Origin of the sequence: Pseudomonas sp. ADAK18, assembly GCF_012935695.1 — a bacterium.
GTDB lineage: Bacteria > Pseudomonadota > Gammaproteobacteria > Pseudomonadales > Pseudomonadaceae > Aquipseudomonas.
On the sequence record NZ_CP052859.1, the window covers coordinates 3,308,827 to 3,334,815 of the forward strand.

A 25,989-nucleotide genomic window follows, 5' to 3' on the forward strand; every position below is an offset into this window, starting at 1 on the left:
TCCGACTATCGGTATATCTACATACCTACCCGCTGTTTTTGGGACGAGGGCCGAATAAGTAATCCCTACTGTAAATGAGGTTTCATCAAGTTCGATACTCCCCGTGGCCCCCTTGATTCGCATCCCGTAAATCATTAAGAAAGCCTCCCAACCACCACACGATCAATGCCGCCGGCATCAAACACGGTGAGCCCGTCGTTGTTAAGCAGGGCTGAGCCGCCGGCTCCTGCGCTGCGAAGCGTGAATGTGCCAGCCTTGACGTTGATCTCCAGCAAGGGCAGGCCGGCAGCGTTAACCGCTTCAGACCGTAACGTCATCCCCAGAACGATCTCCTGGATGAATGCCTTATTGATCACTGCCGAGTTGATAAACACCTGCCCACCGGAGACCACAAACGGCAGAATCAAACTGCCGGAGACCTCATCAACAATGGCGAAGCGCTGTGCAAACGCCAGAATCTCCGACGTTTCCCCGTCGCTGCCAAGCGCCAGACCTGCCATTACCTTTTTGCCGCCGACAATGGTCTGAGCCTTGATGGTGGTTTGTGCCGATACCTTGCCATTGAGCTGGACCACGGTCTCGCTCACCTGCTGAACCGATGCGTTGGTTTGTCCAATGCTCGATTGCAGCGTTTCGGATGTCTTGGCTTGGGCTTCGTTGGCGGTGGCTTGCACCCTCTTCTCAGCCACAAAGCTTGAGGTTGAATCCCACGCTTTGAGCGCCCCAGCCAACTCCCCCGCGCCGTCATCACCACGAACCGAAGCCCGTAGCGATTCATTGCTCGATGCCTGCGCCGTGACCTTCCCGTCCAGGTTCGTGACCTTTGTGTCGAGCCCGGTAATAGCCAGGGCCTGGCCTGATACCTCATCCTCCACCGAAGTCAGGTCGCTCTTGAGTTGCGTGATTTGGGTTGCAGCCGTCTCCCTGTTGGTGGCAACCACTTGTTCCAGAACAGTCAGTCCCGACTTGTTGTCGCCGACCTGGGCGCCGAGCGTGATCAACTGCTGCGCCATCGCCTCGCTTTCGGTTGCGCGTGTTTTGCGCTCAACCGCCAGATCAGCGGTGGATGTCCACGCTTTCAAAGCCCCTGCCAACTCACCGCTACCGTCATCGCCTCGGGCCGCCGAACGCAACGCCTCGACCGATGTGGCGGTGGCCACGATCTTCCCGTCGATCTCTTCGATCTTGGTACTGACCAGAGCAATCTGCTGGCTGAGCGCGTTCGTGGTTTCGAGGATCGTCCCGATGTCTTTCCAGTAGGTCGCATCCGGCGGCGTTACACCGGCGGGCACGGCCTGGGTGGCCTGGTAGATATGACCACCCTGCTGGACGAATGAACCCGCCGGATAAGGCTTGGCAGGATCGAACGGCGCAGCCCCAGTGATCTGGCCCAACAGGCCCTCAAGATCCGCCTTGGCCTCTTCCAGGCGCGCATTCACCGAGTCAGGCCCGTCGCCCGAAATCAACTCGATCTCTTCCCGCAGGCTTTGGTACAGCGCCCCCTTACCGATCTTGTCCGCAAAGTACTTCTCGTACTCCGACTGGTCCGAACTGGCCTGGCCGTTGACGGCTCCGGGCACGGGGAAGAACGGCCCGATGTTGCCGGTCCGATCCACCAGACGTGCCCAGAAGTAGAAGCTCGCGCCCGCCAGGATGTTCTGCATCTCGTGCTGGGCTTGCGGGTAGCTGAAGTCGCTCAGCTTGATCGCTGTCGTCAGGTCAGCCGACTGGCTATACCAGAGTTCCGTCCGCTGGGTGTCCTCCGCGCCTGATGGGAAGCCCCACTGAATGCCAATACCGTAAACCTTGCTGGTGGTGGTCAGAAACGACACCGCCGGCGGAAGGCCGGTTTTGCCTTCGAGGTTAGTCAGGTTGGAGCTTTTCCAGATCGACGAGATCTCAAACGCACTCACCGACCGTACGCGGGCCATATAGGCGCCCGAGTAAATGCCGGTGATGTCCACGCTGGTCGAGCCAGTGCGTTGCACCTTGATCCAGTTTCCGCTGTCCTTGCGCCACTCCACGTCATAAGCGACCGCGCCATTCACCGCAGGCCATGAGATGTTCATGGTGCTGATGGCGATGCCTTGGTTCACGGCGTAGGACGACGTCAGCGTGACGCTAGCCGGCGCCGGAACCACGGTGATCGGAATAACGCTGATCGGCCGCTCTTCCAGGCGAGCGCCGGTGTCGATATGAGCGAACTTGCTCGGATTGAACTCCAGGCCGGTGATTTCGTACTCACCCTCAGTCGTGCGAACAGTCTTAACTACCCGATACAGCTGGATAGCCAGGTCGTCAGCATCTATCGCCCACTGAAGTTGCGGCTCAGGCGTGACGCTGTACGGTGTTGTCACTGTTACATCGCGACCACTTACAAACTCAACGGTACGAGCTTGGGCGCGCCCATTTGGCAAGTTGATGATGAGGCGGTCGCCCGCCTTAACTTGAGTATCTCGATCCAGTTTCACGACGCGGCCAGCAGCAGCCGAGATTCGACCACCATTTGGGCGGCCGGCAATAAGCTCGTCGGCTACTGGTATCACGTACCCAGGCAGCGGGATGCGGCCCTCCATCCCGGTCTTGAACGTAACCGTGCGGTCCTGGTTGTTGCTCAGTAGTATCCACTTACCGCGACGCTGAGCTTCTGACGCCCGAGTGCAGCCTATTGCTGATATCTCAATTGGGCGATCTCGGTACCGCCGCTGTAGGGCGAGGTCCGTTACCGGTATGACGTCAGTGTCATAGTTGTTTGCAGGGTTGTCATAGCTCACCAGGGCACGGCTGTAATGTGTATCTTTCTCTGCGCCGCCGTAGGTGAACTCCCCATCAATCACGTTCGATCGCGTGAATACATAATCGATGTCCTGCGCGCGCGGCATATCTGCCTGCATGCCCAAAGCACCTTGAGCCCAATAGGTCATGCCCCGGTAGATTGCTGCCAAGTCCCGCAGAATCACCCACGCCTCAGCCTTGCCTTGCAGGTTTATGTCGCAGAGAAACCTAGGCTCTTGCCCGCCCACGCCGTCCGGAACTAACTGATCGCAATACTGGGCAATACGATACATTTCCCATTTGTCGACCATCCAAGGCTTGATGCGTTTACCAAGCCCGAAGCGCTCTTCGACGCAAAGACCGTAAGTCACGAATGCAGGATTGTTGGTCCAGGCCTGCTTGAAAGTGCCATCCCATACGCCGCTATACGTGCGAGACGTAGGATCATAGTTGGTCGGCACCGGCCATTTGCGAGCCTTGCACCTCACAGTCACCGCAGGAATATTCTGGAACTGCTGCGCATCGAACTCAACGTAGAGCAGAGCTGTGTTGGGATATCGCAGCTTGCGGTCAATGATCTCGGTGTAGCCGGCGATGTTCATCGTGTCTGCGATAGTGCCGGAGTTCTGGTTTGGGGTTAGCCGGCGAACTCTTACCATCCAGCCAGAGGTTGCCTTTGGCAGGTCAACACGAATCGAGCGCTGATAACCATTGGTGGTCTTTCCATCCACCGCGCCGAACTGTAGCTGCTGATATGCACCTCCATCGGCGGCCACATCAATGGCGTATTCAATGCGGTAGCCGTTGGTATTGCCGCTGCTATCCTGGCTGGCCAGGCGCGGCCAGCTAAGCCGTAGCCGAACTGCGGATAACTGAACATTGCTCAGCGCTCTTGCCCATGGATTGTCGCTACGCAGCTCGACATTGACGGACGTCTCGTTCTCAATCGCCGGAATGCCAGAGATGTACGACTGCTCGATGCTGCCCGGCCGCCATTCCCACTTCACGTTGGTGAAGTTGTAGTTGCCACTGGCGTCTTGGATTGGTGTGTTGTCGAGGAAGATGTCGCGCGCCGTAGGGGTGCCGTCGAATTCCCCCTCACCAACAGCGATAAGTATCTTCGCAAGGTTTGTAGACTGAAGGCTGTCCGGCGCCTCTACTGGCGACTTCGGCTTGCTCTCGCCACCCTTCGCGCCGTGAATATCCGGTCGCTGTGCTGCGCCCATGCTTTCCTCCAGGCAATAAAAAGCCGCCTTGGGCGGCTTGTCTGTTGCGTTCAATTTATGTTTTGTCTTCGGCGTAGATCGATGCCGAGATGATTGCCCCGCCCCACCGGCGATCCCCAATGCATATAGGCACGGGGTTGCCGCTAGCCGTGGTGTTCCGGGCTGAGCCGAATGCGTATGACGGTAGATTCTCCGGGGCCGCGCTTTGCGACAGGCCCTTCGCTTGTGGGCTCAGCATTTGGATTACGCCGCCAGCCACAAGCGCGATGCCTGGCGCAGCAAGAAACTGCAATCCAGGTACAAAGGAGGCGGCTATCAACACGGCACCGATTACCGTCTGGAGTATGCCTGCACGCTTGCTCCCCTCAACAACCGGCACGATCCGAATCTCCTTGGCTCCACTACGTCCTAGCTCGGCCGGGCCTACGTTCTTCTTGTTTCTGAAGATGGCGAATCGCATGCCAAGACTGTCGAGGCGCTTAACTTCCTCCTCAAAGCCTTCCAGGGTCGCATTCATCGCCCTGAAAACTTCCCAGCCAGATCCTGAATCGATCTGCCTGCGATGCAGGCGTCCGAACTTCCGAGCAAGAGATCCTGAAAGCTTGATTTCGGTCATGGGGGCGTAGTGCGCTGCCGTTGCTGCCATATTTTTCTCCAGGCGTAAAAAAACCGCCCGGAGGCGGTCACATTCGATCGTTAATTCACAAGCAGCTGTTAAATGACTCCTTCAAGTCGGATCGCCCCAATTGCTGCCAGGCCATGCGCTGATAAAGCTTTACTGAGCTCCCTGAAGCGCTGCGCTTGATGTCCAGTACGTCGTCGGTTTGCCCGTTCATTTCACTGCCCGCAACGATTCGATAGCCATCAGTGGTTTCGCTCATGACTGAGCTAGAACGATAATCCTGCCATGACGGATACACGCACAGGGCGTATGCCTTAGGGCTTTTCTTGGTGGTAGCCGAAAGCTCTGGCGCCCCCCTGAGTAGATCGGATGGTGTCGAGCACCCCGCCAGCGCAACCAAGGCCAGAGCCCCTATGAATAGCTTCATGTCGTTCCCTCGTTGAGATATGGAGAGACTTTATCACCAACAAGGGAGCAACACGAAAGCCCCGCATGGGCGGGGTTCTTCGGTTCGTGGGGAGTCAGTTCAACTGAAGCGTGTGCTGTCCATCGTGCTGGATCGCAAGAATCTTGCCTTCAAGCCCCGGCTTCTTGATTTGCCAGCGGCGCAAGGTCTTCCCGGCGAAGCTAGCAATTCCATGCTCCTGCTGATATTCGAGCATCAGGTGATTTCGGAGATGCTCATACGAAAGACTTCTGTTCTGTAGTTCTTTGGTCATCCAGTTAAAAGCATCAATGAATGCCTCTTTCCAGATTGCGGCCTTTTCGCCAGTGAAGCCCATGACCAAGAACATATAGCCATCCTTGGTCATCGTGAACATGCGCTGCTCTTTCCCTTGCTCATTGAAATAGGAGGACTCCCCAAAATTGGTGAGTCGGAATTTCTTGGAGCACTTCAGGTTGTCGATGGCCCTCAATACTCGGTCATGCCGCTTCCCGAACCTCTCAGCAATGCGGAGCGAGTCTGTAGTGGGTTTGCCGTCATCGCACTTAACCAGTTCGCGATAATCATCTTCCGTCAAAATCAAGTCTGTCATGCAGCCACCTCCGCACACATTGCGCTCGGAGCGCCAGGATTGAAGCCGTCCAGCGGCATCAGGCTTTTCTCGCTGACCGAATAGCGCTTGCCCTCCACCAGCATCAGCCAGTTTTCTTCGACCTTGCGGATCAGTTGGCCGGAGCGACCGACCAGATTTGGCCGCTCCGGCATCAGGATCAGGGCGCGACCACCTGCTTTGAGGGTGAAGTTCATGCTACCGCCCCCGAATCAACCGCGTAGCGATGCGGGTCTTCGACGACACGATTCAAGCCGGTGACGAAGCTGCTGATCCCGCTCAGCTTATTGCGGTAGGTCGCCAGCTCCCATTGGGCAGCGTCGACAACGTAACCGGCACGCTGAAGTTCGAAGATGATCAGTTCGCAAAGCGAGTCGTGGTGGTAGCCGACATCCTCAAGCCGAACGTCCAGCCATGCCCGACCATCGCCCCGATCCGTCAGCATCCCCTGGCGACGGCCGGCGAGCGCCTGAATCGGGAAGTGAATATTCAACCGCTCCGATTTTTGCTCACGCGGAAGGTATTCACCCTCAAGCACCACATAAGCAGCAATGAAGTTGCGTGCGGAGTCCAGTTGATCGGCTGGAATGTCCGCTGCCGAACGAACGCCGAATGCTGCGTGGGTCTGCGCCCAGATTTTTGCGGTAGCGCGGCGCTGAGCTGGAGCAGGGAGATTCGACACCTTCCCCTTCACCACTGCGCCCAGCATGTGAAATCCGTCCGTGCCGATGGTTTGTCCGAGGACGGTCATCGCCTGATCGGGACCGCGATGGTTAACCGCATGACCTTCGTTCCAGTAGGCCCAGAGTGCATCGTCACACTCATCCTGATAGGCCAGCACGTTTTTGCGCAGGTCGTCTCGCACTTTGCTCGCGTGAATCGACATCAGCCAGCCAGGAAGCTTTTTCAATGGAAGGCAAGACATCTCGTACTGCTTACCGTCGACACCAGTTGTCACGATCATCGTGATAACTGAATTGAATCGACCTGAAGTCAACTTGGCGTGCTGTGCCTGCCAGGCTAGCCCCATGCCTTCTACAACCGGCTTCATTGGAACGAATGGCTGACCATCGTGCTCGACAAGCAGAAGCTTGGCCGAACGGAACGGGATGACATTGGATTTCGCTACAGCTGTGCTAATATCGCTCATGACGATTTCTTCCTCGAAGTTGATCTCGTTAACCCCAACCTCAGCGCCGGCCAGCGCTGGGGTTTTTTTATGCATGTTTGATTTGTTCATCTCGCTGCATTGCCTCCCTTAGCGCCTTCCCTACGAGCCAGTTCTGACTGCGCTCTTCTTGTTGTGCCTTTTTTTCAAGCCAAGCCTTGATCTCTGGCTCCGCACGGAAAATCACCTGCTGCATTTCTCTAACTTTCATACCCTCTCCTTGTGCATCACCGTTGTGCACAGCTCAAATGTATAACGGTGATGCATTGTCGTCAATACCACCGTGATGCATTCTCTTGTAAATAGTTAGTCAAATTTGGTTTTACTGAAGGTTTACATGAGCCGCACAGATCCCCAATTCAATCTCCGAATCCCGGAAGCTCTGCGTGACCAGGTCATGGCCGCCGCAAAGGAGAATGGCCGCTCGGCGACTGCGGAAATACTCGCCAGACTTGAACTGAGCTTCATTGGCGAAGCGCCTCAGCAAGATCTGATTCCAGCATCAAGAGCCAAGGCAATGGCAAGCATTGCCCGCCAGAGCGTTCCTTCGATCATAAAAAAACGGGTGCTGGAGGGAGTCAATAGATCTGTCTCCATGGGACATTCCTCCGCCCACATTGATCTGAAGGACTTAGAGATGGAGGCAATGCCGGAGGCAGATGCGAAAGGCATCATGAATGCCTTTACCGAATGGCTGGAAGCAGCCGGATACAACACTGAATGGGATGGCCCAGAGCATCTATCAGTCTGGTTTGACGAGTTTTAATACTAACCCGGCCCGCGGGACTTTCTCATTCCGTCTGGTTAGTTCTAAGGTGAGGAGTTACCCCTGCCGCCGCTTTGTGCCTGAGGATCAGGCGTGTTCGGTCATGCCAGGGCCCGCCGTAGACAATGATCTCGGACGGCCTGCCGTATAGGTGATGCAGCAGGAACGGCCCAGGGCCGAAAGTGCCTGACTCTCCGTCGGGTAGTGCAGGATCAGTGCCCAGGTAAATCCCGGCGTGGTTCGGGTGAACCGTCCGGCCCACATGCATAACGATCAGATCCCCGCGCTGCGGCCGGTCGACGCGAACAAAGCCGGCGGCCTCGTAATGCTGCTCGTATAGGCTCGCGTTCTCCGCACTCTCCCACCAGCCATCGGTGCGCTGGAAGGCTTCGAACTCCAGCCCCCACTCACGTTGGTACCAATCCGCGCAGACCTGCCAGCAGTCCCAGGCACCATGTACGAACGGGCGCTTGAGCAGCGGCGTGCTGCCAGTCGGCGTGATGGTGCGCAGGTCGCCCTCAGGCCACGACAGGATGTGCCAGGGCAAGGCGGTGGCCTCGCACATGGCCAGATCTCGAGGTGACGGCCTGCTGGTAGCGTCTGGATGTGAATGCACAATGCCGATCACCTCGCCCCTATCTTCGGCTGCCGCGTACTCTTCGGGATCAATGCGGAACTCTTCCGAAGGCTCCAGCGCCGTGTTGAGGCAAGGTACATAAATCTGTTTTCGGCCAACCGCAATGATCAGTCCGCAACTTTCGCGCGGATACTCAGATGCAGCATGCGATTGCATAGCGGCTAAAATATTCTTTTGCATCGTCAGCTCCGCGCTATCAAAGAAACACCAGGGAAGCCAACGAACGAAAGCTCGTTTTCTCCACCGAATCGAGCCTCGCAGCCCGTGCCTAAGCATCCACTGCACACATCCTTTTCGGGGTCATCGGTCGGGTTGCCGTCCTCATCCACGTAAGGCCCGGTGTACCCGCACACTGGGCCTCTGTAGCCGCCCGTCATCGCCTCGTGACAAAGGGTTGTCATTTGCCGACCGATAGACTCGCCACCAACATCCCCGGGACTGGCAAGTTCCCAAGAAACAATCGTGCCGTTTTCGCTGACCTTTTGATCGATGTACCAAACCTCTAGCGATTCCTCGGTAGGGTCGGCGGTAGGGTTTCCGATCGGGAAATTAGCGGCGTCAAGGTATTGGCCCGTCGTGAGGCGGATGGTCAGCTTGAACTCAACAAGATTGTCGAAGGCCAGGCAGAGTGCAGTAATCCTTCCGTTAACGTTGCCAACCGAAAGGGACGGACGAACAGCGGTACCGTTCGAGTTCGCTTCGATGCCCTCAATCTGCATAGGCCAGGCTGCGTACTCATTTCCTTGCCACCAGATCGACTTGGCTGGCAACTGGTCGGCGTTCACGCCTGAAGCCAGCAATTCCTCGGGAGTGTGCGGAATGGCGTGCCCCTGAAACCTTAAAATGCCAGCCCCGTAGTCGGAGCCGTCCAACTCAAACAGCAGCACTTCACTGCCAGGCTCTAGAGTCTGGATAGCGCTGATAAGTGACATAGGAGCTCCTTATGGGTGGAAAGCGCGCTCGAACGTCGCTGTCAATTTGAAAACCTCCCCACCCATAGGGGTCGGAACGGGGTCCTTGCATGTGAAAAGACCGAGCTCGCCAAGCGGGGTCGTCCAGAGAAACGCTTTCGCCCCGGCGTGCCGGTCAAAGAAGGCCATAATTTCGAGCGCCCGCGCCTTGCTTCCGGTGTGAGCGATTGGGTATGAGTCCTCTTTATTGTTTGGCCCATCGCCAACAACTTGCCTGTAGCCTCCTCCAAATCGGGACTCTCTCGTCCTGTATTCAAATGTTGGTGAATCCCCGCTCTGCGTTGCCCAGGCGAAAGTCTCGATTGCCATGACGGCTCCGGATAGAATGATTTTTTAACCAAGGGAATAGGTAGTCATATGAAAATGAAACTTTCAGAAGTAAGCGTCTACGACGACACCCCTGACGCGGGGAAAACTAGCATCGGCGGTAGTGTAAAAATCTCATTGAAGATGGAAGGCGGGCAGGCCGGAGGCAGCTTCGGGGTGACTTTCGAGCATGAAGGCGCCAAAGACCTGACCTATCGCCAGCTTGAGCAACTTGTCCTTGATAAGGTCCGGTCATCCCTGACCGAAATTTAACGACGAATCATTGCCCTGCCGATCGCTCCATCAGGGCGCAAATCCATCGATAAAAGCTTCCTGTATCGCGTATCAACGAACGCTCCAATATCCTTGCCGAACTGTTCAAGGCCTGGAGTGTTCGTTTCAGAATTGCTCGTTCCGTCACCGTTAAGCGTCACTGACACGTTAATCTGCGCCCCACTGCCACCACCCCCACCACCAGACATTGCAGCCATTCCGGCCCCACCACCGGTGGCAAGCGGCGTAACACTCCCTCCGTTTGCCCCAGTCATCAGGTAGGACTTACCGCCTTCGTTGTAGAGCTCGGGACCAAGTTCATTCACCCGATACAATGAGTTTGGGTCGACAGGTCCACCGGCAGCTCTGAAGCCAGAGAAGTCGACGCCGGTATACCCGGCCTGAGATGCACCGAGGTTCGACGACGCGGCACCAGCAGAGCCAGCAGCTAGGCCGTTACCCGCGCCACCGGTGAAGTAACTTGTCGCTGCCCCTACCAGGCTACCCAACAGCGCAGAACTCGCCTGCCGGGTAGCAATGCGAGCCATATCCGCCAAGATCGACTTGGTGAAGTCAGCAAACGACAGCTTCCCGGTCATGGCAAAGTTGACGATCGAGTCTTCCATCGAGCTGAACGCATTGCCGAACAGGCTTTTCGTCTGCCCTGCTACGTTCTGTGCCGAATCCAAGTAGTTGGCCCAGGCCGATGTCGCGCCCTTCGTCCAGTCGCCTTGGGCGGCCTCCACATCCGCGTAGTTCTGCCGGATCTGGTCGGTAGCCTTTTTGTTCGCATCTGCGAGTGCCTGCGACTTCCGTGTGAACTCTTCATCCGACATATTCCGCGACGGGTCGGACTTTTGGTTGGCCAACTCCAACGACTGCTGAGCAAACCGGTCTTGCTGGCTGTTCAGTTCGCCATTGAGTGCGTTTTGCCGATCTCCCTGGCCAACACCAAGCACTGCCCGCTGGCCCGCCAGCTCAAGAGCTTTCTGTTGCTGCCCAAGCGCCGCGACATACTGGTTGATCGAGTACGTCTGTTTGTCGATCCTTCCCTTTTCGGCAGTGGCCAACACTTCAAGCTGGCTGTCGGCATCTTTCTGCGCCTTGACCATATTGGTGCGTGCATCAGCGATTTTCTGGTCCAGCTGGACACTCTGGGCAGCACTGGTTGACTTCTTGCCTTTGGCAGCTTCAAGGGCAGAGATCTCTGCCTCATAAGCGGCAGTGACCCCCTCTTTTTCAGCCTTGATCAGCACTGCTCGCTGTGTTGCGTAAGCTTCCTGCGAGATCAGTCCGGCCTTCTGCGCAGCATCCAGTTGCTTCTGGGTATTCGAATACGTCGCCTGTAGCTCTTTCAGGGCATTTTGAGCGGTATTGACGCCGGTCAGGTCAACCGAGCCGGCAGATGCTGCCTTGGGATCCTTGTACTTGTCATTGATGGCAGCTTTCTGCTGATCGATCGTCGACTGGAGCAGTCGGGAGTCATTAGGATTGGCTCGACGGATATCCTCGATTTCCTTCTGGAGATCGTCGAGTTCGTCCTTGCGTTTGTCCTTGTTTGAGCGGGTGGCTTTAGCTCTTGTATCGAACTTCCGCTGCGCGTCCTGCCCTTTGTCTTGAGTCTCCTGGTAAAGCGCTTGGGCTTTGTTTATTGCGTCCTGGGTATCTCGCTGCTTGACGAGAAAGTCCAGCTCTAGTTTTGACTCATCAAACTTCTTTTTGGCGTCCTTGTCGTCCGGGTCGGCGTTGAGCGCACTCTGTGCAAAAGCTACTTTCTGCGTTAGATCGGTAATCCTTTTGGCCGAACCTTCATCGCGACCAATATTTTTGATCGCATCCAGCGACTTCTTAGCTTCGTCGGTAATGCCTTTCCAGGCACGCTCGACGTAACCGAGATTGTTCGTAATCTGTTTTGACCGATCCTGCACCGTATCGGCATAGGTATCTGTCAGCAGCTTAGCGGCACCAATCGTGTCGCCCTGCTCCTTCAGTGCGACGATTTGCGAATAAACAGACGCGGTCAGGAAGTGATACTGATCATTCAGCGACTTTGCCGCAGCGACGGGGTCATCGGCGATTTTGACAAACTCGGCAATCGTCGCATCGACTGATTTGCCTGTTGCCTGTTCCATAGAAAGAGCTGCGGATGCAATCTCTTCAAAACTACCGCTGGCAATCTTTCCTGTGCCTGCCAGGCTTGCCAGAGCCGATGCCGCCGCCCCAGTTGTTCCAACGCTTGCACTGATCTGCTTAGCCATGTCGCTGAGCTGGCCAGCGCTTGTGCCCGCATAGTTTCCAGTCAGAATCAGGGAGTCATTGAACGCATCAGTCTCGGCGCTGCCCTTGTAGTACGCGACAGTTAGGCCGCCCAATACAGCCGTGATAGCAACGATGGGACCAACCAGAGCGAGAAGACTTATCGCACTTGCGCCAGCGCCGGCGCCGATCTGGGCAATGGCGCGAACGCCGCTCCCCCAATCCCCATTGGAGAGCGCGTTACCCAACTGCATTACGTTTTCTTGGGCTTGCCGGGTGCCTAGTCGGAGCTGATCGAATACACCCGTCGTACGGCCCACCTGATCGTTGAAACCCGTCACACGCTGACGCGAGGTATCAATCTGTGCAGAGAAGTCAGCGAACGTTTCGGCATCAACGATCCCTACTGTCCGGAATCGTTGCAACTCCTCCTGTTGACGATCAAGGCGTGCAAGTGCAGCTACCGCAGGATTGATCTGCCCAAGCAGTGCTTCAAGCCCTTCAGCCTGCACACCACTAGCAGCGGCGGCTCGACGAGTCGCCTCACCTTGACGATCTGTCGAGCCGACCAGTGCATCAGATTCGGCCTGCAAACGCCTTTGGAGTGCGGCCAGGCTGCTTGCAGACGACCCCGATGACTCCATAGCTGAGGCGTTGGTGTTCACGCTGGTAGTCAGGCGCTGGTAATACTCGCTCGAGTCCAGAGAGGCCTTTGCCGTTGCCAGAAGGCGAGCCTTGGCCTCGTCGAGTGTCTCGGAGAGCTTGCGTTCAGAAGACGAAAGGTCGGAAGCGGAAGCGGACGCCTTATCGAAACCTGCCGCAATACCCTCTGCCGCCTTCTCGGCCTTTTCGCCGGACTGCACGACTTTGTCGAGATCTGTGACGGCTTTCGCGGCGTCCGACGTATCGATCTTAATGCCGAGCGATGCGATATCCATTGAATCACCTTGAATAAGTGCCAGTTGTTACTGGCTGCTGTCTCTCGCCTCCGCCATGACAGCGAGCGCCTCGGCCTCCATTAATTGAAGGTCGTGGAATATTTCCGGTATGGTTTTTCTCTTGATGCCGAGGTAACCGGCCACGTCGCGAATGGCCGTGTAATCGAGACCCGTCGCGCCGCACGCACCTGTACGCCACTGCGTGGACAGGGCATTGAAGAGGCGGAAGGCTGGCCAGTTGTCTGGCCATACTTCGCATTCGTCACCGTAATCCTCAGCCGAAAATCCGAAGGCGTCTTGCCCTTGAATGCTCGGCTGATAGAGGGCGCGCGCGACGCCGGTCAGTTTCCCAGGCGTGCCGGGGAAAATGCTTTTTGGTAGGCATCGACCACGGCATCACCAGCACCGGCCGAAGTCTCGACCAGGGCGCGGATTGATTCAGGGCTGAACTTGTCGTCGAAGCCCCAGCCGGTGACCAACTCAGCGACTTGCTCCACCTGGCGCTCGATGTGGGAGGCGGTAATTTCGATCAGGGTGAGTTCGTCACCTTTGGCTTTGAAGCGCTCCTGATCTTCCTTGGCGCTCTCCTGCCAGCCCGCGAACAGCGCGGCGAGCTCCTTGCGATCCCGATACTTGAACTCGAATGGCACTTTGATCGTGGTACCGCCGACGCGTGGGATATCCACGTCAGCCTTGAAAGTAGGGTTTTGAGCAATCTTGAACCTGGCCATGGATGCCCCCTAAGCGCCGTAGCGAATGAATTTTGCGACCACGGCGAACACAGCAGTGACTGCCATGATGTTATTCTTGGTCAGCGAGGGTACGCTGTCGAAGGACGCGTAAGCGTTGTAGGCGATGACGCCACCAGAGGCGAGATTGACGCGGACCGCGCGCGGCTTTTTGTCGTCGTCAGCTTCCAACAGCACTTCGTTGTGCGGAAGTTCAGGGTCATCTGCCATGGTCAGCGTGAACGACAGCGGCGATTTCGACGTTGGGATCTGGTGCTCATCGTCTTCCTCGAGGAACGAGTAAGTGACGTTTTGCTGCTCGCCGCCGGACTTGTTCGACTCCGTGACCTGGCTCATAGGTACCCAGGTCAGAATCTTTCGTACTGAACCGCCGCCGGCACCAGCAATGAAGCGTGCCGAATTGAACGTGTTGATTTTCTCCAGCACGAACGAGTCGGTGGTCACCGTCTTAACTCGAGCAATACGATTGTTCAGGCGTGCCCAGCCGGAAGTGACTTCAACGAAGTCGCCTACTTCAAGATCGTGTCCCGCCGACGACACAACAGCTTCTGTTGCATTGGTGATCGCGGTGAAAATGATCGGCGCGTCATACGAGCCTGCGATAGCGGCAGTCGAGCCATTGGGTAGAAAAACAGCCATTGGTGTTTCCTCTTCTCAGAAATGACAAAACCCGCTCAATGGCGGGTTCTGGGATTGCCCAATGGGCGGATTAGAAGGTGTCAGCCCTGTACTGGAAGGACAGAGGCAGTGAACTGGTTGTATCGCCTTGAATTGCTCCGGCAGTCGCCATTGGCGAACGGATGAACACGGTGAATTCTGCTTTCGTGAGCGCCATGTTGTTTGGATAGAGCACCGATATCTCATCAGCAATCAGCCCGGCAGCCCCTCGGCCTTCACCGGCCTTCGTTACAACGCTGATCTGCAGCACGCCCCGATACGAAGTATGTCTGCCTTCAAGATCCTCGCTGTCAGTGCTTCCCGGAAGGAGGAATATTTTCAGGTAGGGAGCGTCACTAGCCGGCGGTGTGAACGCCACGTCTTCGTAGGCAATCGGCAGCGCAGGAACTCTAGCCGACGCCCATGCTTTCAGGTGAGCCTCGAAAAGGCTTCGGATGACTCTGTCACTCATTTCGATAGCTCCGAGACGGCCTTATTGAGATAGGTTTGCGCCTCGGTGACGGAAATCTGCACCATGCCAGCCGGTGCCTGGCTCGACCAGCCTTCATACTCAAGACGCGGACCGTAAGGAAGGTTGTTCATCATCCAGATCGTACCCACCTCAGTGGTGAATGTTTGCATCAGCGCCGCACCGGCTGATTTACTGGCGCTACCATTTGGGTCAATCCGCTCAATGTTCCCGGTAATGGCCGTATCAAACGAGACCTGCCAATTACCCCTGAAGCGTCCGCCGACGTAGTCTTTGCCGGCTACCAGGTCCATGCCATCTCTTATCAGCCGCCCAGGCTTCATGCGACCATTCTTTGACAGGTTCTTTGGGTCGTTGCGCATCTGCGTGTTGAGACGCTCCACCTCTGCGTTGTACTGAGTAGCCGTAGTGTTAATCGCCCATAGCTCTGGGTTTCCGACAGGAGACCGATCAACCACTGCAGACAACAGATCAATGGAGGTTTTCTGAATGACCTGCTCTACATTCCCCTTTGCCTTCTCCACAAACGCCTTCAAGTCGAGCGAGAAACTCATTTTCTAGCCTGCACGCTGAAGCCGACGGCAATGCCGGCGTAGTCCCAAGGATCGACGTGCTGAACCGTGTAGGTATCGCCGTCGAAGGCGATCTTGTCCAGCGTCACCGGCTGGGGCGTGTCTACACCATCCAGCAGCACGGGAGAGATCAGGATCTTGACGTCGCCCTGCTTGATCAGTGAGCCGTCGATATCTTGCTGGCGATAGTTCTCGCGAAGCCCGGATCCGTCGAATTGCTCCGTGGTGACGGGGCTTCCGCCGATCTCAGGGTCGTACTCTCCAGTCGTGACCCTGACCAAGGAAAGCTCCAGCCCCTTGCCACCTTTTGAGCGCGGCGCCAGCATGCGCACGGCGCTCGCCTTAGCACGATCATAGATATCTGCCATCAGCTTCGTACCAGGTTGACCTGACTTGAGGATTCCAGCAGTCCGGCGAACTGTGCATAGGATTGCCTAGTTGCTGCGGGCTTGCTCATTGACTTACTGGCAACAGCAAACGTGGTGCTGATTGGGCCGACGGTCTCGGAAACAACCGCTCCCGACTTAGTCTCAGGGTTTATCATGTCATCGGCATGAATTTCAGCAGCCAATGCCATCTGCCCCGCCTTGACCTGCGCCGGGATCTCGTCGAAACGCAATATCCATCTCTCGCGCTTAACTTCCGCCCTTGGCCAAGCCAGCGCCTGGTCACGACTCACTGCTCGCCCCTTCCATGGCATCGCATCCATCTGCAAGGCTGCGCGCCGCAGAAGAGCTTCCTGCGCCACCTCATCGGTCGGGATTGTCTTGCCGAAGTTCATGGCGTAGGTGACCAGCTCGGCAGCCGTTGCAAAGCTGTCGGCGTCTGGCACCACCTTGCCGTTCTCGATCACCAAAGCCATATCAGACCTCTTTCCAGCCGAGACGCTTGTGGTCGTCCAGGCAAGACGGGTGCACATGGAGCTCTTCGCCGCCCTGCTCAACTTTCACCAGACCGGTATAGTCTGGCTCGTCATCTTCCACGACGGGCTTGCTTTGCGATTTCGCCGCCGCAGCCTCATCAGCAAGACGCTGAGCATCTGCCGCAGCCAAATCAATCGCATCCTGCGCGCTGTTGCTCCAGTCAGCACGCTCCTGCTCGCCCAGTTTCTCGAATTCCTCAGCACTGAGGCCGCTAAGTTCGATTGCTTTGGCGAGCAACATCTTCGCCGCCTTCTGTTCTTTCGTCAGTCCAGCCATGTTCAGTCTCCAGAAACAACGCAGGGGCCGAAGCCCCTGGTTGTCGTTGTGTTTGAGTTAGCCGAGCAGCAGGCTGATATGTTCATCCTTGATCGCACGGCAGCCCCAAGCCAGACGGACGTGGTAGGCCGTTTGCAAGAACTGGCGGTAGACCGCAATCTCGAACGACAGGCCGGTAAGCGGGTCGGTGATGGTGATCACGTCGTCTGCCGAGTCGCCGCCTTCTGGCATGGCCGGAGCGCGAGTAGCCAGCACGATTGCCGACCGAGCGAAAGCAACGTTCGCCGTGTACGAGTTGCCCAAGGTGAGCGCGTTGCCGGTCGGGATCAGGATCTGGGAGCCTGGCTTGTTCAGCGTGATGGTGCCCGGAGCGGCAATGCCGGTGCCGACGACGTACTTGTTGTCACCATCAGCATCGAAGGTGGCAATATCACCCGCCAGCACGGTACCGGTACCAGTCGCCAACGCAATGTTGGTTGCACCAACGGCGGTAGCGCCGTTGGTGACGTACGCAGCGCCGGTGCCTTTGACGTGTCGACCCACCTGGTGGGAATGACGGATCGCCATGTTCATGATGCGGTCAGTCATGCCGTTGCGCAGCATGTCGCTGGATCCAGCCTCGTTGACCTTGAACAGGCCAGACTGCTTACCGCGCATGTTGCCGATTGCCGAATGACCCAGGACCAGCTGCAGGTCGTTGGTTGGTGCGCCGTTCTGTTCCAGCACACCCAGGACGCCTGCGAAGTCGGACAGATCTGCCGCAGTACCGAACGGCGTGGTGCCGGCGGTGCCAAAGGCGCGGGAAGCGTTCCGATAGGCCTCAAACCACAGGTCCTTTTCGATCTCGTTCACCAGTGTCCGCATTGCTTGGTAGAAGCGATCGGCCTGGATGGACGAGAAGGTGCCGGCGTTTTGCAGGCCTTTGGTTTGCTCACCGTTCCAGCGAACCGGAACGTGCTTGCTTTTGGTGATGGCTACGGCAACGTTATCGACAGCGGTATCACCGGTGTCCGGAGCGGTTACACCGGGGATGTTGTCAGCCGCAGTCTCTGCGCTGGTGATCGGGACCAGTACGTCCTGACCGATAGCGGCCCGGGCAACGGACGAGTCGCGGGATACCGCTGGAATGAAGCCCGTCAGCTCTCGCGAGATTACGTCCAGCGCTTCGTACAGGTCCGGCACAAGGCCGTTAAGGGTGCTCGCCATTTTGGCTTTCTCCACAAAAAAGCCCGCTCAGTGGCGGGCATTGATTACTTGCCGGGCAACACCCGGCGGCTTTGGTCAGTCAGTAACCGTGCCGCCATTGCGTGCGTGATCAGCCTTGGCGGCGGGATCAAGCGCATCAAACGCGGCTCGGGGAAGGGTCTTCTTGTCGCCACCCCTGCCACCATTGTTTGGAGCGCCGCCGCCATTGGCACCAGAGCCCTTCAGAATGTTGTCGCGATATGGGTAACGCTCAACGAGGGCTTCCAGCGCCTCATCGAAATCAGCCAGCTCACCCGGGCGGGCGCGGCTGTAGATTTTGTTGCCATCATCGCCATAAGCCACGACTTTGCCTTCTTCGACCTTGAAGGCCTTGCCGAAGGTGTTCTGCAACATGTCGGGAGGAACGGCGATTTTGTCGGTGACGAACTTGGAACGGCCGAAGGCGCCGCCGATCTTCTCCTGGTAGAGAATGCCGGTGGTGGTATCGCGCTCGGCGGTGATGGTTTTCACCTGCTCGGCGAGAGTAGTCACCTGGGCTTTGAACTTCTCCTCTGTGGCCGCGATTGCGGCTGCCTTGATCTCGTCGACCTTGCCCGCTTGGACAAGCTGACCGGCATCAAGATTGGCGACCGTTGCCAGTGCAGCACGAGCCTTTTCAGGATCCTCGATGCCTTCGAATGCCTTGGCACGAGCCTCGGCGGCTTCTTTGGCTTCACGGTGTCCTTTGGCTTCGGCGTTCAGCGCGGTGATTTTGGATACAGCCGAGGGCGCGTCAAACGCCACGTCCTTACCATCACTGTGCGTGTAGACCGGACTGCCGTCCTTTACTTCGGCATAGGTCACGCCACCAACATCAATCGTCTTCAGTTTCATCGGTTCATCTCCGGGCATCCGCCCATCTGGTAGGCCATCCGGCCCGGTGCGGCGCTATCCATCCGGAATCGCGCCCATAAAAAAGCCCCGACGAATGTCAGGGCTGTTTGAACGATTGTTTGAGGTTACATTGTCGGATAAAGCGATTTTCTTATCACCGCAACAAATTCTGCATTAAGCGGCTCACGAAACTCATATGTGCTTGTCCCGACCACCAGTGTCAAGTTGCTGAAATCAGTCTCTGAAAACTCAGCCACCAAATCCCGCTGAATCCCTATAAACATTGTGCGCGGGAGTGTGATTCTCTGAACATCGCCATACCCAAATCTTCTAGGGATATCCTTTGGATCTACGAACGGTGGCCGGCTGATCAGAATCTGTTTTTTCTTCACCGTGTCGCGAATATAGACGCCGCGCACAACGGCATCCTTTTCGCCGCAGGATGTCAGATCAATAACCAAGCCGCTTTCACTGTAGTACTGATCTACATCGATCTTCGGCACATTGTTCCTGCGCTGATTATCCGCAAGATACACTGCCACTGCGGCTGCTGCTAAAGAACCAAGCCCGGATACCCAATCACCAACGGAACCAGCTAAGGTCCTTAAAGTTTCTGCCGGATTATTGTCGGCCGCAATATCTAGGCTCAGGACAACGCCAGCAGTAAACGCAATCGGGAACCCAAGCACTACAGTGACAATCAACGCGATTTTCCATTTCATAGACAACCCCTAGGCAAGGGTTGAGATCTTAACTGACAACGATTCTTTCGCCACGCAGAAGGCATCCAACACAAATCAGCGTCTTGGTCCCGCCGGTAGGTCTACCATTCTTCATCAGTGCGCCAATCTTCGTCTCGATCACCTCGCGCCCACCGCAGCGATGGCACTGGACCATCGTTGCGGGCTTGGGCATCGCCCGGACACGCTTGCGCACCTGCTCCGCGGGAGTGTCCGGGGCTGGCGTACCTTGAATGAGGTGAAGCTTGGGCTTGTCGGTCATGCTGCCATCTTAGCGAATGCCTGCGCATCCTGCTGCTTGATCTGATCCAGAGTCAGCCATTCACCTGTAGGCGAGTAAAAGTCCTCGAGGCTTTTGCCATCCCTGTAGAGCTGATAGCGCACTGGGCCAAGCACCTGAACCTTGCGGGCGTCCGGCTGACGCTCAAACCAGTTGCTGTAATTCGTATCCGCCGGCACCTGACCATCCATGCTTGCACGCTGACCTGGCGTCATCTCGTCAATGGGGATGCCAAGCTCTCTCCATGACTTGGTCCGCGGCGTCGAAGTGCTTCGGCAACAGAAGTGAATCCGCCCAGGGCCTTGTAGCCAAGGTATCTTGTGTCCAATCGGCTTGTGCGTACCCACCTCATACGGACGCTTGTCTCGGATGATGCAGTCATTGGATGTCTTCGTGTCCAACGTACTGAGCCAGTCCTCCGCCTTGAGAATCTCCTTGTTTGCCACGTTGAACTGCTCACGGGCAGTAGCCGCCGTGTGGCTCACAGCTGTCTGCACGACCGCAGCTAGGTCCTTTCGTGGTCTCTCAAGAAAACCATCGGCATAGCCTGCAGCTCTGGTGCCGCGAATACTTCGGATGATCTGATCGGTCGTTTTACCTTCCAGATAGCCAGACTGGATAGCGTTGCGCACCTTGACCATGCGCTCGGCCCCGACCTGCTTGCTCCAATCCCGCAGCAGGCGACCTTGAAACGGTCGAGACATCGCTGCTGCATAGGCTTGCTCAGCGCTGATGCTGACGAGTGGGAAGCGCACAAGAACCGGTTCCGGAATCACCTTCTGAAACAGCGTCTGCTGCCAGTTGGATTCGTAGCCTGCAAGCTCCTGCAAGTCAGCCTCAAGCGCTGTGAACACTTGATCATAGGTCTGGGCATTGACCGCCCTCACCTCATCCAGCAACAGCTCAAGACGCTCAACGGTGAATGACTCGGCCGGCATCCGCTCCAACGCCTCAGTTAGAGCAGCCGAAAGGCTGGCATCCGACCGATTGATCAAAGCGATGATGCGCCGTACCACGCCGAGCTTGTACTTCTCCAGCGACACCGCGTGAGCGATATGCTCGTCCTGAAGGATCTCGTTGACCGTTGCCATTTAGAGAGCTCCGAGCGCTGGCCCCTGGTCGGCGATCTTCTGCTTTTCGACCGCCCACTCAATGTCATCCGAGACCACGCCGCGGCGCTTGTACTCATTGAACAGGGTTTCGTCAGAGAGCCGACCTTGGGTTGCCATATTGAGTAGCAGTGGTAGCGTCGTTTCCGGCGCGAAGTCCACGTCGAAGTTGCCATTCACCTTCACGTGTCCACCCTCCTTCTCGCCTTTCCAGAGCGCGAAATACTGGAGCACCTGGTCAAGCGTGTCCTCAAGTTGCCCGGCCATAGTTTGCAGCGGGCTCATTTCCTGAGCAGCTTCTTCCTCGGCCTGTGTCGCAGTCTTCGTGGATTGTTTGTCCTTCTGGAGCAGCTTAGCGCCAGCGATACGCATCTGGTCTTCAAGATCTTCCAACGACTTGCGTCCGGCCTCAATGGCGGAGCCAGTATGCTCCACCCACTTCATGTCGCCGCCGGTAGGCAGCTTGGTAGCGGAGCTAGTCCCGACCTTGAGCTCGAAAGCGTCGTCGTCAATACCGGAGATCATCAGCATCGGCACCCGAGCGACGTGCAGGATGTTGTCCTGATCGCTTTGGGACTGCCAGTGCTTCTTGTTGAGGTGAGCCAGTTCAAGCAGCGGCGGCGTTGCAGTCATGAAGCCTGTGCGCTTGGTATAGAAAGTAGCCAGAGGGATGACCGGGAGCGTATTCGTTCCCTCGTCAGTCTTGGTCCACTCCTTCTTGCCGTTGGTGTCCTCAGTCTTGCGGTACACCCTCCAGCCGCCAGGAATCAGCACCCTGATCTGAGGGATGATGGTTACGCCAAAATCACCAGTGCGCTCCTCGACAGCCTCTGCATACCAGAACTGAGACAACGAGCATTCGCCACCCTTCTCTTCGGTAAGCCACCCAATAACCTGTTGAGGATGAATCATCACCGCGTACGGGCGCACACCTGCGGCCTTCTCGTCAGCTGCTGTTCGTACAACAGAGTTGCCTTGCTCATCCTTCGTCTTCGGGTGATCAGCCAACACATGGCATAGACCATGGGAAAGCCCGACGGTGAACAACTGCTGAGCCCAGACCTGCAGGTTGTTGCCCTGGCGGTCGAAGTTCTGCACGTAGGCCTTGATCGACTCAGGCACATCGTCTCCGAGCGCGATATTTTCTGCGAACACCCTGCCCTTCATGTTCTGGACGGTCTCGCTGAACGCAGGCAGTAGCGTGGAGAGCGACAGGCGCTCCTTATAGGCGTCGTCGTCCTCCTTCGGCCACTTCGGCAGGTAGAGCTTGCCAGCCAGCTGCATCGCCTTCGTTCCGCCCATCAGCGCATCAACAAGAGCCCAGTCTTCGCGCATGGCGTCTACTGCCGGTAGCGTTTTGCTTGGGTCATTGCTCATGGGGTCACATTCTCAGAGATTCAGTGGATGCAGTGCGTTTGATGGACGGCCACTCAACGTCGATGCAATAGCCGATCGCCGTGGTGATGTGCTGGTAGTCGTTTTTCTGGTCTTCTTGGAAGGTCGAACCCATCTGAAGCTGGACCGTACTCAACCCCTTGTGGCACCAGGGAGCGGTGACCGGGTTGATGAACAAGCTAGTTTCGCCTGAGGCGGTCAGGATCTTCGCCCGGACGGCGTTCTGCCGGTCCTTGATGGATGGGTGCGCCGGCTTGACCTTGCGCGTGTACGTCCAGCCATTAGCCTTCAACACGCCTTCAATGTCGGTGTAGTCGGATGCGTGGCCGTGCTTCTCGCCCGCCTTGCCCGCCGGGTCACCGTAGATCAGGACGTGCTTGTTTTTGTGATCTTTGAACTTGTCCACGAACTCAGCAGCCGACTGCTTCGATACCGCACTGATCAGCACGATCTCATCCAGCAGATAAAGGTCTTTGCCATCGTTGCGCCGGACACCGATCGCAGATGACAGAGGCGTGAAGTTCTGGTCGTGCATCCACATCAGTTGTTCATGCGGCTCAATGGCTGCATTCGTGGTGTTCGCCTTGCTGTAGTCCTCGTAGATTCGGCCAGACGCCGTTTCGAACGAGGCCTCAAACTCCTGCTTGAACTGCTTGGCCGACATGGCCCGCTTCATTGCGTCCATCACGTCAGCCGGAAGAATCTCGGCAGATTTCCAATGGAACACCCGGAAGTTCGGGTCATTGCCCGACTCAGCCTGCATGCACAGATCGTAGTAATGGTTCAGGCCATCTGGCACCCCGAGCAACCAGCACCAGGCCCGATAATCCGGCATGGTTGGGTTGACGGTGTTCAGCGCAGGGAGAATGTTTGCCTCCCATGCGTCCGGCTTGATGTCCGCGAATTCGTCGATGCCGCCGCCAGTCCACGGAATACCTTCGATCCGCTGCGGCTTGTCCAGGCCGATGACATGGATCTCGCTACCGTTGTCCAGGTAGATGATCAGGTCCGACTCGGAAGGCCTGCGACTATGCATGCAGCAGAGAGTGAAAGCCTTGAGGTCATCCCAGAAGATCTTCTTGGCCTGAGCGTGCGTCGGTGCGGCGGCGAAATACATACCGGTGTAAGCGGACGCCTGCTTCACAACGAAGCGCTTGAACCGCTCCGTCTTGCCGCTGCGTCGACCAGCAGGCACCAGAGGAAAGCGAATGCCTTCCGACACAGCCGCGACCAGAGCGAGCTGTACAGGGTGATCCTTCAACGGGTACCAGCGTGATAGCTGGCGGTCCAGCATCAAGTTGCCGGTGTTCGCGATCATGAAGGAAGCCTCGCGATCAGATCGGCCAACAGTTGAGCGTTGGAGTTGCCGCCGCCCTTCTCTATCAGCTTGAGCTCGGCCTTACGCTTCTCGATCTCAAGCCGTTTGATTTCTTCATCCAGCGACTTGTCAGGCTCAACGCGGCGATTGACGTAGACATCTCCCGTCTCCTTGGCGGCCTGCTCCAATAGCTGGGCCGTTAACGCCATATTCTTTGAGCTCTCGGCCTTCTCAGCCATACGCCCAAGCGTTCGCAGCCGATGGGCTCGATTAGCTATAGGAATCTCTGCTGTTTCTTCACGGAACCGCTTGCGAGTGTCTTCGAACAGAGTTCGCCACTTGACTGCCAGATTGGCTCCGGCGCGCTTTGTCGGGTCGTGCTGCTCTACCTGCTGGCGGGTCACATCGATGTCGAATTCATGCTTAACGTTTTGTGAGACGAGCGTGGGGGTGTCGAAACACGCCAAAGCCTGAACGATGAAGGCTTTCACATCGTTTTTCAGGGCTGCCATAGATTGGGTTCCGTCTCATGCCTGTCTCACATTCAGGCCAGCTTGAGCAGACAGGTTCCGCAAGCCCTCGATATATTCAATTTCCCCACCTCAGCAGGACTGTTTGCAGCATCCACCAACGCTTGAACGTCAGGGCTTGCACCGTAGCGACGGACCACACCGACGAACTCTTCGACGTCATGCCCCTGCAGCTTGATCTTCGGTGCGCCGTCTTGGGTAAATGCTGGTTGACCGTACTTGTCGGTCGCGTGAGCAAGGTGATACAGCTCATGCTCAATCAGGGCGCAGAACTCAAGGTCACTGCACTGGGCGCAGTAGTCGGCAGCCAGCGTGATGATGAAGGCCGGCACATCGCCGAACCAATCACGCATCTGTTGCTCCATCCGGGCCTTCTGCCACCCGCCGGCGCGGAACGCTACCTGTTCGGCCTGGCCCAGGACTGTGCGGCCCTGCTTGGCGAAGCTCGACGACGCCCACATGATTCGGATGTCTGCATCCAGTAGATGGGCATGGTCTTCGTTGTGAATGCTGCCGGTGTTGGCAAGGATCTCGGCTTGAAGCCACTCCCAGACGTCGGGCGCCGGGCTCAGGCGGATACCGAAGTCGGACAGATCAGAAAGGTCCAGTAGCGTCGATGGGGGGTATGGCCTGTCCATGGATCACCTTGAACTTGAAATAGCGGCCAGTTGCCGGTATTGCTGAGCGTCAATCAAAAGGAGACGCCCGCATGTCAAATAGATTCGTGGTTGAAGCCCGCCCGAGAACTGCAATTCGCAACCCTCGCCAAGACACACCCAACGACCCATATTTTGGCATTACCGAGTTGGCTTACCACGTTATAGATAGCCTCACCGGCGATAGTGTTGAGTCGCATGACAACCAGGAAGAGGCAGACTCAGACTGCACAGCAAGAAACGCCGCGCTCCCAGCCCGGTAGGCTCGTTCGATTGCCTCCCAGTCGGGTTGCTTGGTTTTCATAAATTGTCTCAGGTACGTCTAAAGGTGGGATTGAAATAGTGGCGCGTTGCCGGTATTGGTAAATCTCAAATACCTGAGGATCCAAAAAATGACAGATGTAGGCAAACATGCAGTTGCTGCGGGCAATGAGCAAACGCTTCCAGAATATTCCCGTACGCACGCGGTAGCAGCAGCGCTCGAAGTGATCGCTGCGCTTGCAGCCGGCGGCACTGCACTCAACCTGACCCATCAATTTGAGCATCTCTCAAAATATGCAGATCAAATTCAGGAAGCCCTGAAAGTGAAGTGACCCATCCGTGCCGCACTCACCTGCGGCACACCTAACCTTCCCCACTGCCCAGCAGCACATCAATCAGCTTCTGCTCACCAAGACGCATCGCACCCAAACACCGCAGGTCGTCACACTTAGGGCCGAGACCGAACACCGTGACCTCTCCCTTCGCTCCGATCAGTGTCAGCGCGCCCACGGTGCATTCCGGATGTTCGCCAGCATCGAGGTCATCAGCAATCTTGCGCAGGGTCTTGGCGGCATCGCGCCACCCCTCGCGCTTGAGCTCAACAATCTTCATGCTCAACTCCGCGCCACGATTTGGCGCATTCGAAAACGTGGCGCGGATTACGGTGCAAGCCGCAGTTGCTGGTCGAACAACTCCCGAATCTCACCAAGCCTCCCCATCACAAGCGGCTCACCCTTCAAATGGATCAGGTGGGCCAACTGGTGAACGATCCCCTCATCCGAAAGCACCTGGCTCGTGGGCAGCTCCTTGAACCAGCAGACGAACACCGCAAAGTGCATCGCTGCAGGCAGTTCTTTCAAGAAGCGCTTGTCGGTCATCTGGACGAATCGGGCGTGTTCTTCGCGGAGGTCTTGGTAGCTGGCCGAGTAACGGTTGCCGTTCAGGACGTAATCCATTCGGC

32 protein-coding genes are annotated in these 25,989 nt (G+C 56.9%); 3 read left to right on the forward strand and 29 right to left on the reverse strand.

Annotation, left to right across the window (positions count from 1 at the left end; genetic code table 11):
* Positions 1 to 134 precede the first annotated feature (134 nt).
* The 7 genes from HKK55_RS14665 to HKK55_RS14695 all read right to left on the reverse strand — a co-directional run bounded on the left by HKK55_RS14665 (position 135) and on the right by HKK55_RS14695 (position 7,057).
* Entirely contained in the window at positions 135 to 4,001 is a 3,867-nt protein-coding gene (locus HKK55_RS14665) for a DUF1983 domain-containing protein (RefSeq protein ID WP_169355343.1), read from the reverse strand.
* Positions 4,002 to 4,056: 55 nt separating this feature from the next.
* A complete protein-coding gene (locus HKK55_RS14670) occupies positions 4,057 to 4,647 on the reverse strand; it encodes a tail assembly protein (RefSeq protein ID WP_169355344.1) in 591 nt (196 codons plus the stop codon).
* Between the two features lie 55 nt (positions 4,648 to 4,702).
* A complete protein-coding gene (locus tag HKK55_RS14675) occupies positions 4,703 to 5,050 on the reverse strand; it encodes a hypothetical protein (RefSeq protein WP_169355345.1) in 348 nt (115 codons plus the stop codon).
* Positions 5,051 to 5,144: 94 nt separating this feature from the next.
* Positions 5,145 to 5,660 carry a Rha family transcriptional regulator gene (locus HKK55_RS14680; RefSeq protein ID WP_169355346.1) on the reverse strand — a complete coding sequence of 172 codons (516 nt, stop codon included), beginning with the start codon at positions 5,658 to 5,660 and terminating at the stop codon, positions 5,145 to 5,147.
* Positions 5,657 to 5,875 (reverse strand): hypothetical protein, encoded by a 219-nt coding sequence (locus HKK55_RS14685; RefSeq protein WP_169355347.1) that lies wholly within the window; start codon positions 5,873 to 5,875, stop codon positions 5,657 to 5,659. The genes HKK55_RS14680 and HKK55_RS14685 overlap by 4 nt, the downstream gene beginning before the upstream one ends.
* A complete protein-coding gene (locus tag HKK55_RS14690; protein WP_169355348.1) occupies positions 5,872 to 6,918 on the reverse strand; it encodes a phage antirepressor N-terminal domain-containing protein in 1,047 nt (348 codons plus the stop codon). Before HKK55_RS14690 ends, HKK55_RS14685 begins: the two co-directional genes overlap by 4 nt.
* Positions 6,896 to 7,057, reverse strand: coding sequence for a hypothetical protein (locus HKK55_RS14695; protein ID WP_169355349.1), 162 nt, complete (start codon positions 7,055 to 7,057; stop codon positions 6,896 to 6,898). Before HKK55_RS14695 ends, HKK55_RS14690 begins: the two co-directional genes overlap by 23 nt.
* A gap of 126 nt (positions 7,058 to 7,183) precedes the next feature.
* Between HKK55_RS14695 and HKK55_RS14700 the strand changes: the two genes are divergently transcribed.
* Complete coding sequence (locus HKK55_RS14700) at positions 7,184 to 7,612, forward strand: Arc family DNA-binding protein (RefSeq protein WP_169355350.1); 429 nt, start codon at positions 7,184 to 7,186, stop codon at positions 7,610 to 7,612.
* 25 nt (positions 7,613 to 7,637) lie between these two features.
* Here the strand turns inward: HKK55_RS14700 and HKK55_RS14705 are convergent, their stop codons facing one another.
* Genes HKK55_RS14705 through HKK55_RS14715 form a run of 3 tightly spaced genes read right to left on the reverse strand, consistent with a single transcriptional unit; the run spans position 7,638 to position 9,529 of the window.
* Positions 7,638 to 8,429, reverse strand: coding sequence for a C40 family peptidase (locus HKK55_RS14705; protein ID WP_169355351.1), 792 nt, complete (start codon positions 8,427 to 8,429; stop codon positions 7,638 to 7,640).
* 2 nt (positions 8,430 to 8,431) lie between these two features.
* Entirely contained in the window at positions 8,432 to 9,181 is a 750-nt protein-coding gene (locus HKK55_RS14710; RefSeq protein ID WP_169355352.1) for a phage minor tail protein L, read from the reverse strand.
* 9 nt (positions 9,182 to 9,190) lie between these two features.
* Positions 9,191 to 9,529, reverse strand: a complete 339-nt coding sequence (locus HKK55_RS14715) for a phage tail protein (protein WP_169355353.1) — start codon at positions 9,527 to 9,529, stop codon at positions 9,191 to 9,193.
* Between the two features lie 48 nt (positions 9,530 to 9,577).
* On the opposite strand from HKK55_RS14715, the gene HKK55_RS14720 reads away from it, so the two are divergent.
* Positions 9,578 to 9,799: a hypothetical protein gene (locus HKK55_RS14720; protein ID WP_169355354.1), complete on the forward strand. Its 222-nt coding sequence runs from the start codon at positions 9,578 to 9,580 to the stop codon at positions 9,797 to 9,799.
* On the opposite strand, the gene HKK55_RS14725 is transcribed toward HKK55_RS14720, so the two are convergent.
* From HKK55_RS14725 to HKK55_RS14805, 17 genes are all read right to left on the reverse strand, one after another.
* Positions 9,796 to 12,993, reverse strand: a complete 3,198-nt coding sequence (locus tag HKK55_RS14725) for a phage tail tape measure protein (protein WP_169355355.1) — start codon at positions 12,991 to 12,993, stop codon at positions 9,796 to 9,798. The two genes, HKK55_RS14720 and HKK55_RS14725, sit on opposite strands and share 4 nt — an antisense overlap.
* A 27-nt stretch (positions 12,994 to 13,020) precedes the next feature.
* Positions 13,021 to 13,302 (reverse strand): DUF1799 domain-containing protein, encoded by a 282-nt coding sequence (locus tag HKK55_RS14730; RefSeq protein WP_169357870.1) that lies wholly within the window; start codon positions 13,300 to 13,302, stop codon positions 13,021 to 13,023.
* A 32-nt stretch (positions 13,303 to 13,334) separates the two neighbouring features.
* The gene (locus tag HKK55_RS14735; RefSeq protein WP_169355356.1) at positions 13,335 to 13,724 is read right to left on the reverse strand and encodes a phage tail assembly chaperone; all 390 of its coding nucleotides are present in this window, start codon (positions 13,722 to 13,724) and stop codon (positions 13,335 to 13,337) included.
* Positions 13,725 to 13,733: 9 nt separating this feature from the next.
* Positions 13,734 to 14,381, reverse strand: a complete 648-nt coding sequence (locus tag HKK55_RS14740) for a phage tail protein (RefSeq protein WP_169355357.1) — start codon at positions 14,379 to 14,381, stop codon at positions 13,734 to 13,736.
* Between the two features lie 70 nt (positions 14,382 to 14,451).
* Positions 14,452 to 14,871, reverse strand: coding sequence for a phage tail terminator-like protein (locus tag HKK55_RS14745; RefSeq protein ID WP_169355358.1), 420 nt, complete (start codon positions 14,869 to 14,871; stop codon positions 14,452 to 14,454).
* On the reverse strand, positions 14,868 to 15,443 hold the full coding sequence (locus HKK55_RS14750; protein ID WP_169355359.1) for a hypothetical protein: 576 nt from the start codon (positions 15,441 to 15,443) through the stop codon (positions 14,868 to 14,870). The genes HKK55_RS14745 and HKK55_RS14750 overlap by 4 nt, the downstream gene beginning before the upstream one ends.
* Positions 15,440 to 15,829, reverse strand: coding sequence for a hypothetical protein (locus HKK55_RS14755; RefSeq protein ID WP_169355360.1), 390 nt, complete (start codon positions 15,827 to 15,829; stop codon positions 15,440 to 15,442). Before HKK55_RS14755 ends, HKK55_RS14750 begins: the two co-directional genes overlap by 4 nt.
* Positions 15,829 to 16,323 (reverse strand): DnaT-like ssDNA-binding protein, encoded by a 495-nt coding sequence (locus HKK55_RS14760; protein WP_169355361.1) that lies wholly within the window; start codon positions 16,321 to 16,323, stop codon positions 15,829 to 15,831. The genes HKK55_RS14755 and HKK55_RS14760 overlap by 1 nt, the downstream gene beginning before the upstream one ends.
* Before the next feature lies 1 nt (position 16,324).
* A complete protein-coding gene (locus tag HKK55_RS14765) occupies positions 16,325 to 16,660 on the reverse strand; it encodes a hypothetical protein (RefSeq protein ID WP_169355362.1) in 336 nt (111 codons plus the stop codon).
* 57 nt (positions 16,661 to 16,717) lie between these two features.
* Positions 16,718 to 17,866 carry a P22 phage major capsid protein family protein gene (locus HKK55_RS14770; protein WP_169355363.1) on the reverse strand — a complete coding sequence of 383 codons (1,149 nt, stop codon included), beginning with the start codon at positions 17,864 to 17,866 and terminating at the stop codon, positions 16,718 to 16,720.
* A 75-nt stretch (positions 17,867 to 17,941) separates the two neighbouring features.
* Entirely contained in the window at positions 17,942 to 18,739 is a 798-nt protein-coding gene (locus HKK55_RS14775; protein WP_169355364.1) for a DUF6651 domain-containing protein, read from the reverse strand.
* A 125-nt stretch (positions 18,740 to 18,864) separates the two neighbouring features.
* On the reverse strand, positions 18,865 to 19,461 hold the full coding sequence (locus HKK55_RS14780) for a hypothetical protein (protein WP_169355365.1): 597 nt from the start codon (positions 19,459 to 19,461) through the stop codon (positions 18,865 to 18,867).
* Between the two features lie 276 nt (positions 19,462 to 19,737).
* Complete coding sequence (locus HKK55_RS14785; RefSeq protein WP_169355366.1) at positions 19,738 to 20,850, reverse strand: hypothetical protein; 1,113 nt, start codon at positions 20,848 to 20,850, stop codon at positions 19,738 to 19,740.
* A complete protein-coding gene (locus tag HKK55_RS14790) occupies positions 20,851 to 22,245 on the reverse strand; it encodes a DUF4055 domain-containing protein (protein ID WP_169355367.1) in 1,395 nt (464 codons plus the stop codon).
* 4 nt (positions 22,246 to 22,249) lie between these two features.
* The gene (locus HKK55_RS14795; protein ID WP_169355368.1) at positions 22,250 to 23,581 is read right to left on the reverse strand and encodes a hypothetical protein; all 1,332 of its coding nucleotides are present in this window, start codon (positions 23,579 to 23,581) and stop codon (positions 22,250 to 22,252) included.
* Entirely contained in the window at positions 23,578 to 24,093 is a 516-nt protein-coding gene (locus HKK55_RS14800; RefSeq protein ID WP_237151255.1) for a DUF2280 domain-containing protein, read from the reverse strand. The genes HKK55_RS14795 and HKK55_RS14800 overlap by 4 nt, the downstream gene beginning before the upstream one ends.
* 32 nt (positions 24,094 to 24,125) lie before the next feature.
* Positions 24,126 to 24,749: a putative metallopeptidase gene (locus tag HKK55_RS14805; protein ID WP_169355369.1), complete on the reverse strand. Its 624-nt coding sequence runs from the start codon at positions 24,747 to 24,749 to the stop codon at positions 24,126 to 24,128.
* A gap of 410 nt (positions 24,750 to 25,159) precedes the next feature.
* Here HKK55_RS14805 and HKK55_RS14810 point away from each other — a divergent pair, with 410 nt between their 5' ends.
* Complete coding sequence (locus HKK55_RS14810; protein ID WP_169355370.1) at positions 25,160 to 25,360, forward strand: hypothetical protein; 201 nt, start codon at positions 25,160 to 25,162, stop codon at positions 25,358 to 25,360.
* A 31-nt stretch (positions 25,361 to 25,391) separates the two neighbouring features.
* Here HKK55_RS14810 and HKK55_RS14815 read toward each other — a convergent pair whose 3' ends face one another.
* Both HKK55_RS14815 and HKK55_RS14820 read right to left on the reverse strand, forming a co-directional pair.
* Positions 25,392 to 25,646, reverse strand: coding sequence for a hypothetical protein (locus tag HKK55_RS14815; protein ID WP_169355371.1), 255 nt, complete (start codon positions 25,644 to 25,646; stop codon positions 25,392 to 25,394).
* Positions 25,647 to 25,687: 41 nt separating this feature from the next.
* Positions 25,688 to 25,984 (reverse strand): hypothetical protein, encoded by a 297-nt coding sequence (locus HKK55_RS14820; protein ID WP_169355372.1) that lies wholly within the window; start codon positions 25,982 to 25,984, stop codon positions 25,688 to 25,690.
* Between the last annotated feature and the right edge of the window lie 5 nt (positions 25,985 to 25,989).

What these genes read in the sequence shown, in the direction of transcription:
- HKK55_RS14665 (WP_169355343.1), bottom strand. Translation starts at nt 4,001, where the DNA reads ATGGGCGCAGCACAGCGACCGGATATTCACGGCGCGAAGGGTGGCGAG.
- HKK55_RS14670 (WP_169355344.1), bottom strand. Translation starts at nt 4,647, where the DNA reads ATGGCAGCAACGGCAGCGCACTACGCCCCCATGACCGAAATCAAGCTT.
- HKK55_RS14675 (WP_169355345.1), bottom strand. Translation starts at nt 5,050, where the DNA reads ATGAAGCTATTCATAGGGGCTCTGGCCTTGGTTGCGCTGGCGGGGTGC.
- HKK55_RS14680 (WP_169355346.1), bottom strand. Translation starts at nt 5,660, where the DNA reads ATGACAGACTTGATTTTGACGGAAGATGATTATCGCGAACTGGTTAAG.
- HKK55_RS14685 (WP_169355347.1), bottom strand. Translation starts at nt 5,875, where the DNA reads ATGAACTTCACCCTCAAAGCAGGTGGTCGCGCCCTGATCCTGATGCCG.
- HKK55_RS14690 (WP_169355348.1), bottom strand. Translation starts at nt 6,918, where the DNA reads ATGAACAAATCAAACATGCATAAAAAAACCCCAGCGCTGGCCGGCGCT.
- HKK55_RS14695 (WP_169355349.1), bottom strand. Translation starts at nt 7,057, where the DNA reads ATGAAAGTTAGAGAAATGCAGCAGGTGATTTTCCGTGCGGAGCCAGAG.
- HKK55_RS14700 (WP_169355350.1), top strand. Translation starts at nt 7,184, where the DNA reads ATGAGCCGCACAGATCCCCAATTCAATCTCCGAATCCCGGAAGCTCTG.
- HKK55_RS14705 (WP_169355351.1), bottom strand. Translation starts at nt 8,429, where the DNA reads ATGCAAAAGAATATTTTAGCCGCTATGCAATCGCATGCTGCATCTGAG.
- HKK55_RS14710 (WP_169355352.1), bottom strand. Translation starts at nt 9,181, where the DNA reads ATGTCACTTATCAGCGCTATCCAGACTCTAGAGCCTGGCAGTGAAGTG.
- HKK55_RS14715 (WP_169355353.1), bottom strand. Translation starts at nt 9,529, where the DNA reads ATGGCAATCGAGACTTTCGCCTGGGCAACGCAGAGCGGGGATTCACCA.
- HKK55_RS14720 (WP_169355354.1), top strand. Translation starts at nt 9,578, where the DNA reads ATGAAAATGAAACTTTCAGAAGTAAGCGTCTACGACGACACCCCTGAC.
- HKK55_RS14725 (WP_169355355.1), bottom strand. Translation starts at nt 12,993, where the DNA reads ATGGATATCGCATCGCTCGGCATTAAGATCGATACGTCGGACGCCGCG.
- HKK55_RS14735 (WP_169355356.1), bottom strand. Translation starts at nt 13,724, where the DNA reads ATGGCCAGGTTCAAGATTGCTCAAAACCCTACTTTCAAGGCTGACGTG.
- HKK55_RS14740 (WP_169355357.1), bottom strand. Translation starts at nt 14,381, where the DNA reads ATGGCTGTTTTTCTACCCAATGGCTCGACTGCCGCTATCGCAGGCTCG.
- HKK55_RS14745 (WP_169355358.1), bottom strand. Translation starts at nt 14,871, where the DNA reads ATGAGTGACAGAGTCATCCGAAGCCTTTTCGAGGCTCACCTGAAAGCA.
- HKK55_RS14750 (WP_169355359.1), bottom strand. Translation starts at nt 15,443, where the DNA reads ATGAGTTTCTCGCTCGACTTGAAGGCGTTTGTGGAGAAGGCAAAGGGG.
- HKK55_RS14755 (WP_169355360.1), bottom strand. Translation starts at nt 15,829, where the DNA reads ATGGCAGATATCTATGATCGTGCTAAGGCGAGCGCCGTGCGCATGCTG.
- HKK55_RS14760 (WP_169355361.1), bottom strand. Translation starts at nt 16,323, where the DNA reads ATGGCTTTGGTGATCGAGAACGGCAAGGTGGTGCCAGACGCCGACAGC.
- HKK55_RS14765 (WP_169355362.1), bottom strand. Translation starts at nt 16,660, where the DNA reads ATGGCTGGACTGACGAAAGAACAGAAGGCGGCGAAGATGTTGCTCGCC.
- HKK55_RS14770 (WP_169355363.1), bottom strand. Translation starts at nt 17,866, where the DNA reads ATGGCGAGCACCCTTAACGGCCTTGTGCCGGACCTGTACGAAGCGCTG.
- HKK55_RS14775 (WP_169355364.1), bottom strand. Translation starts at nt 18,739, where the DNA reads ATGAAACTGAAGACGATTGATGTTGGTGGCGTGACCTATGCCGAAGTA.
- HKK55_RS14780 (WP_169355365.1), bottom strand. Translation starts at nt 19,461, where the DNA reads ATGAAATGGAAAATCGCGTTGATTGTCACTGTAGTGCTTGGGTTCCCG.
- HKK55_RS14785 (WP_169355366.1), bottom strand. Translation starts at nt 20,850, where the DNA reads ATGGCAACGGTCAACGAGATCCTTCAGGACGAGCATATCGCTCACGCG.
- HKK55_RS14790 (WP_169355367.1), bottom strand. Translation starts at nt 22,245, where the DNA reads ATGAGCAATGACCCAAGCAAAACGCTACCGGCAGTAGACGCCATGCGC.
- HKK55_RS14795 (WP_169355368.1), bottom strand. Translation starts at nt 23,581, where the DNA reads ATGATCGCGAACACCGGCAACTTGATGCTGGACCGCCAGCTATCACGC.
- HKK55_RS14800 (WP_237151255.1), bottom strand. Translation starts at nt 24,093, where the DNA reads ATGGCAGCCCTGAAAAACGATGTGAAAGCCTTCATCGTTCAGGCTTTG.
- HKK55_RS14805 (WP_169355369.1), bottom strand. Translation starts at nt 24,749, where the DNA reads ATGGACAGGCCATACCCCCCATCGACGCTACTGGACCTTTCTGATCTG.
- HKK55_RS14810 (WP_169355370.1), top strand. Translation starts at nt 25,160, where the DNA reads ATGACAGATGTAGGCAAACATGCAGTTGCTGCGGGCAATGAGCAAACG.
- HKK55_RS14820 (WP_169355372.1), bottom strand. Translation starts at nt 25,984, where the DNA reads ATGGATTACGTCCTGAACGGCAACCGTTACTCGGCCAGCTACCAAGAC.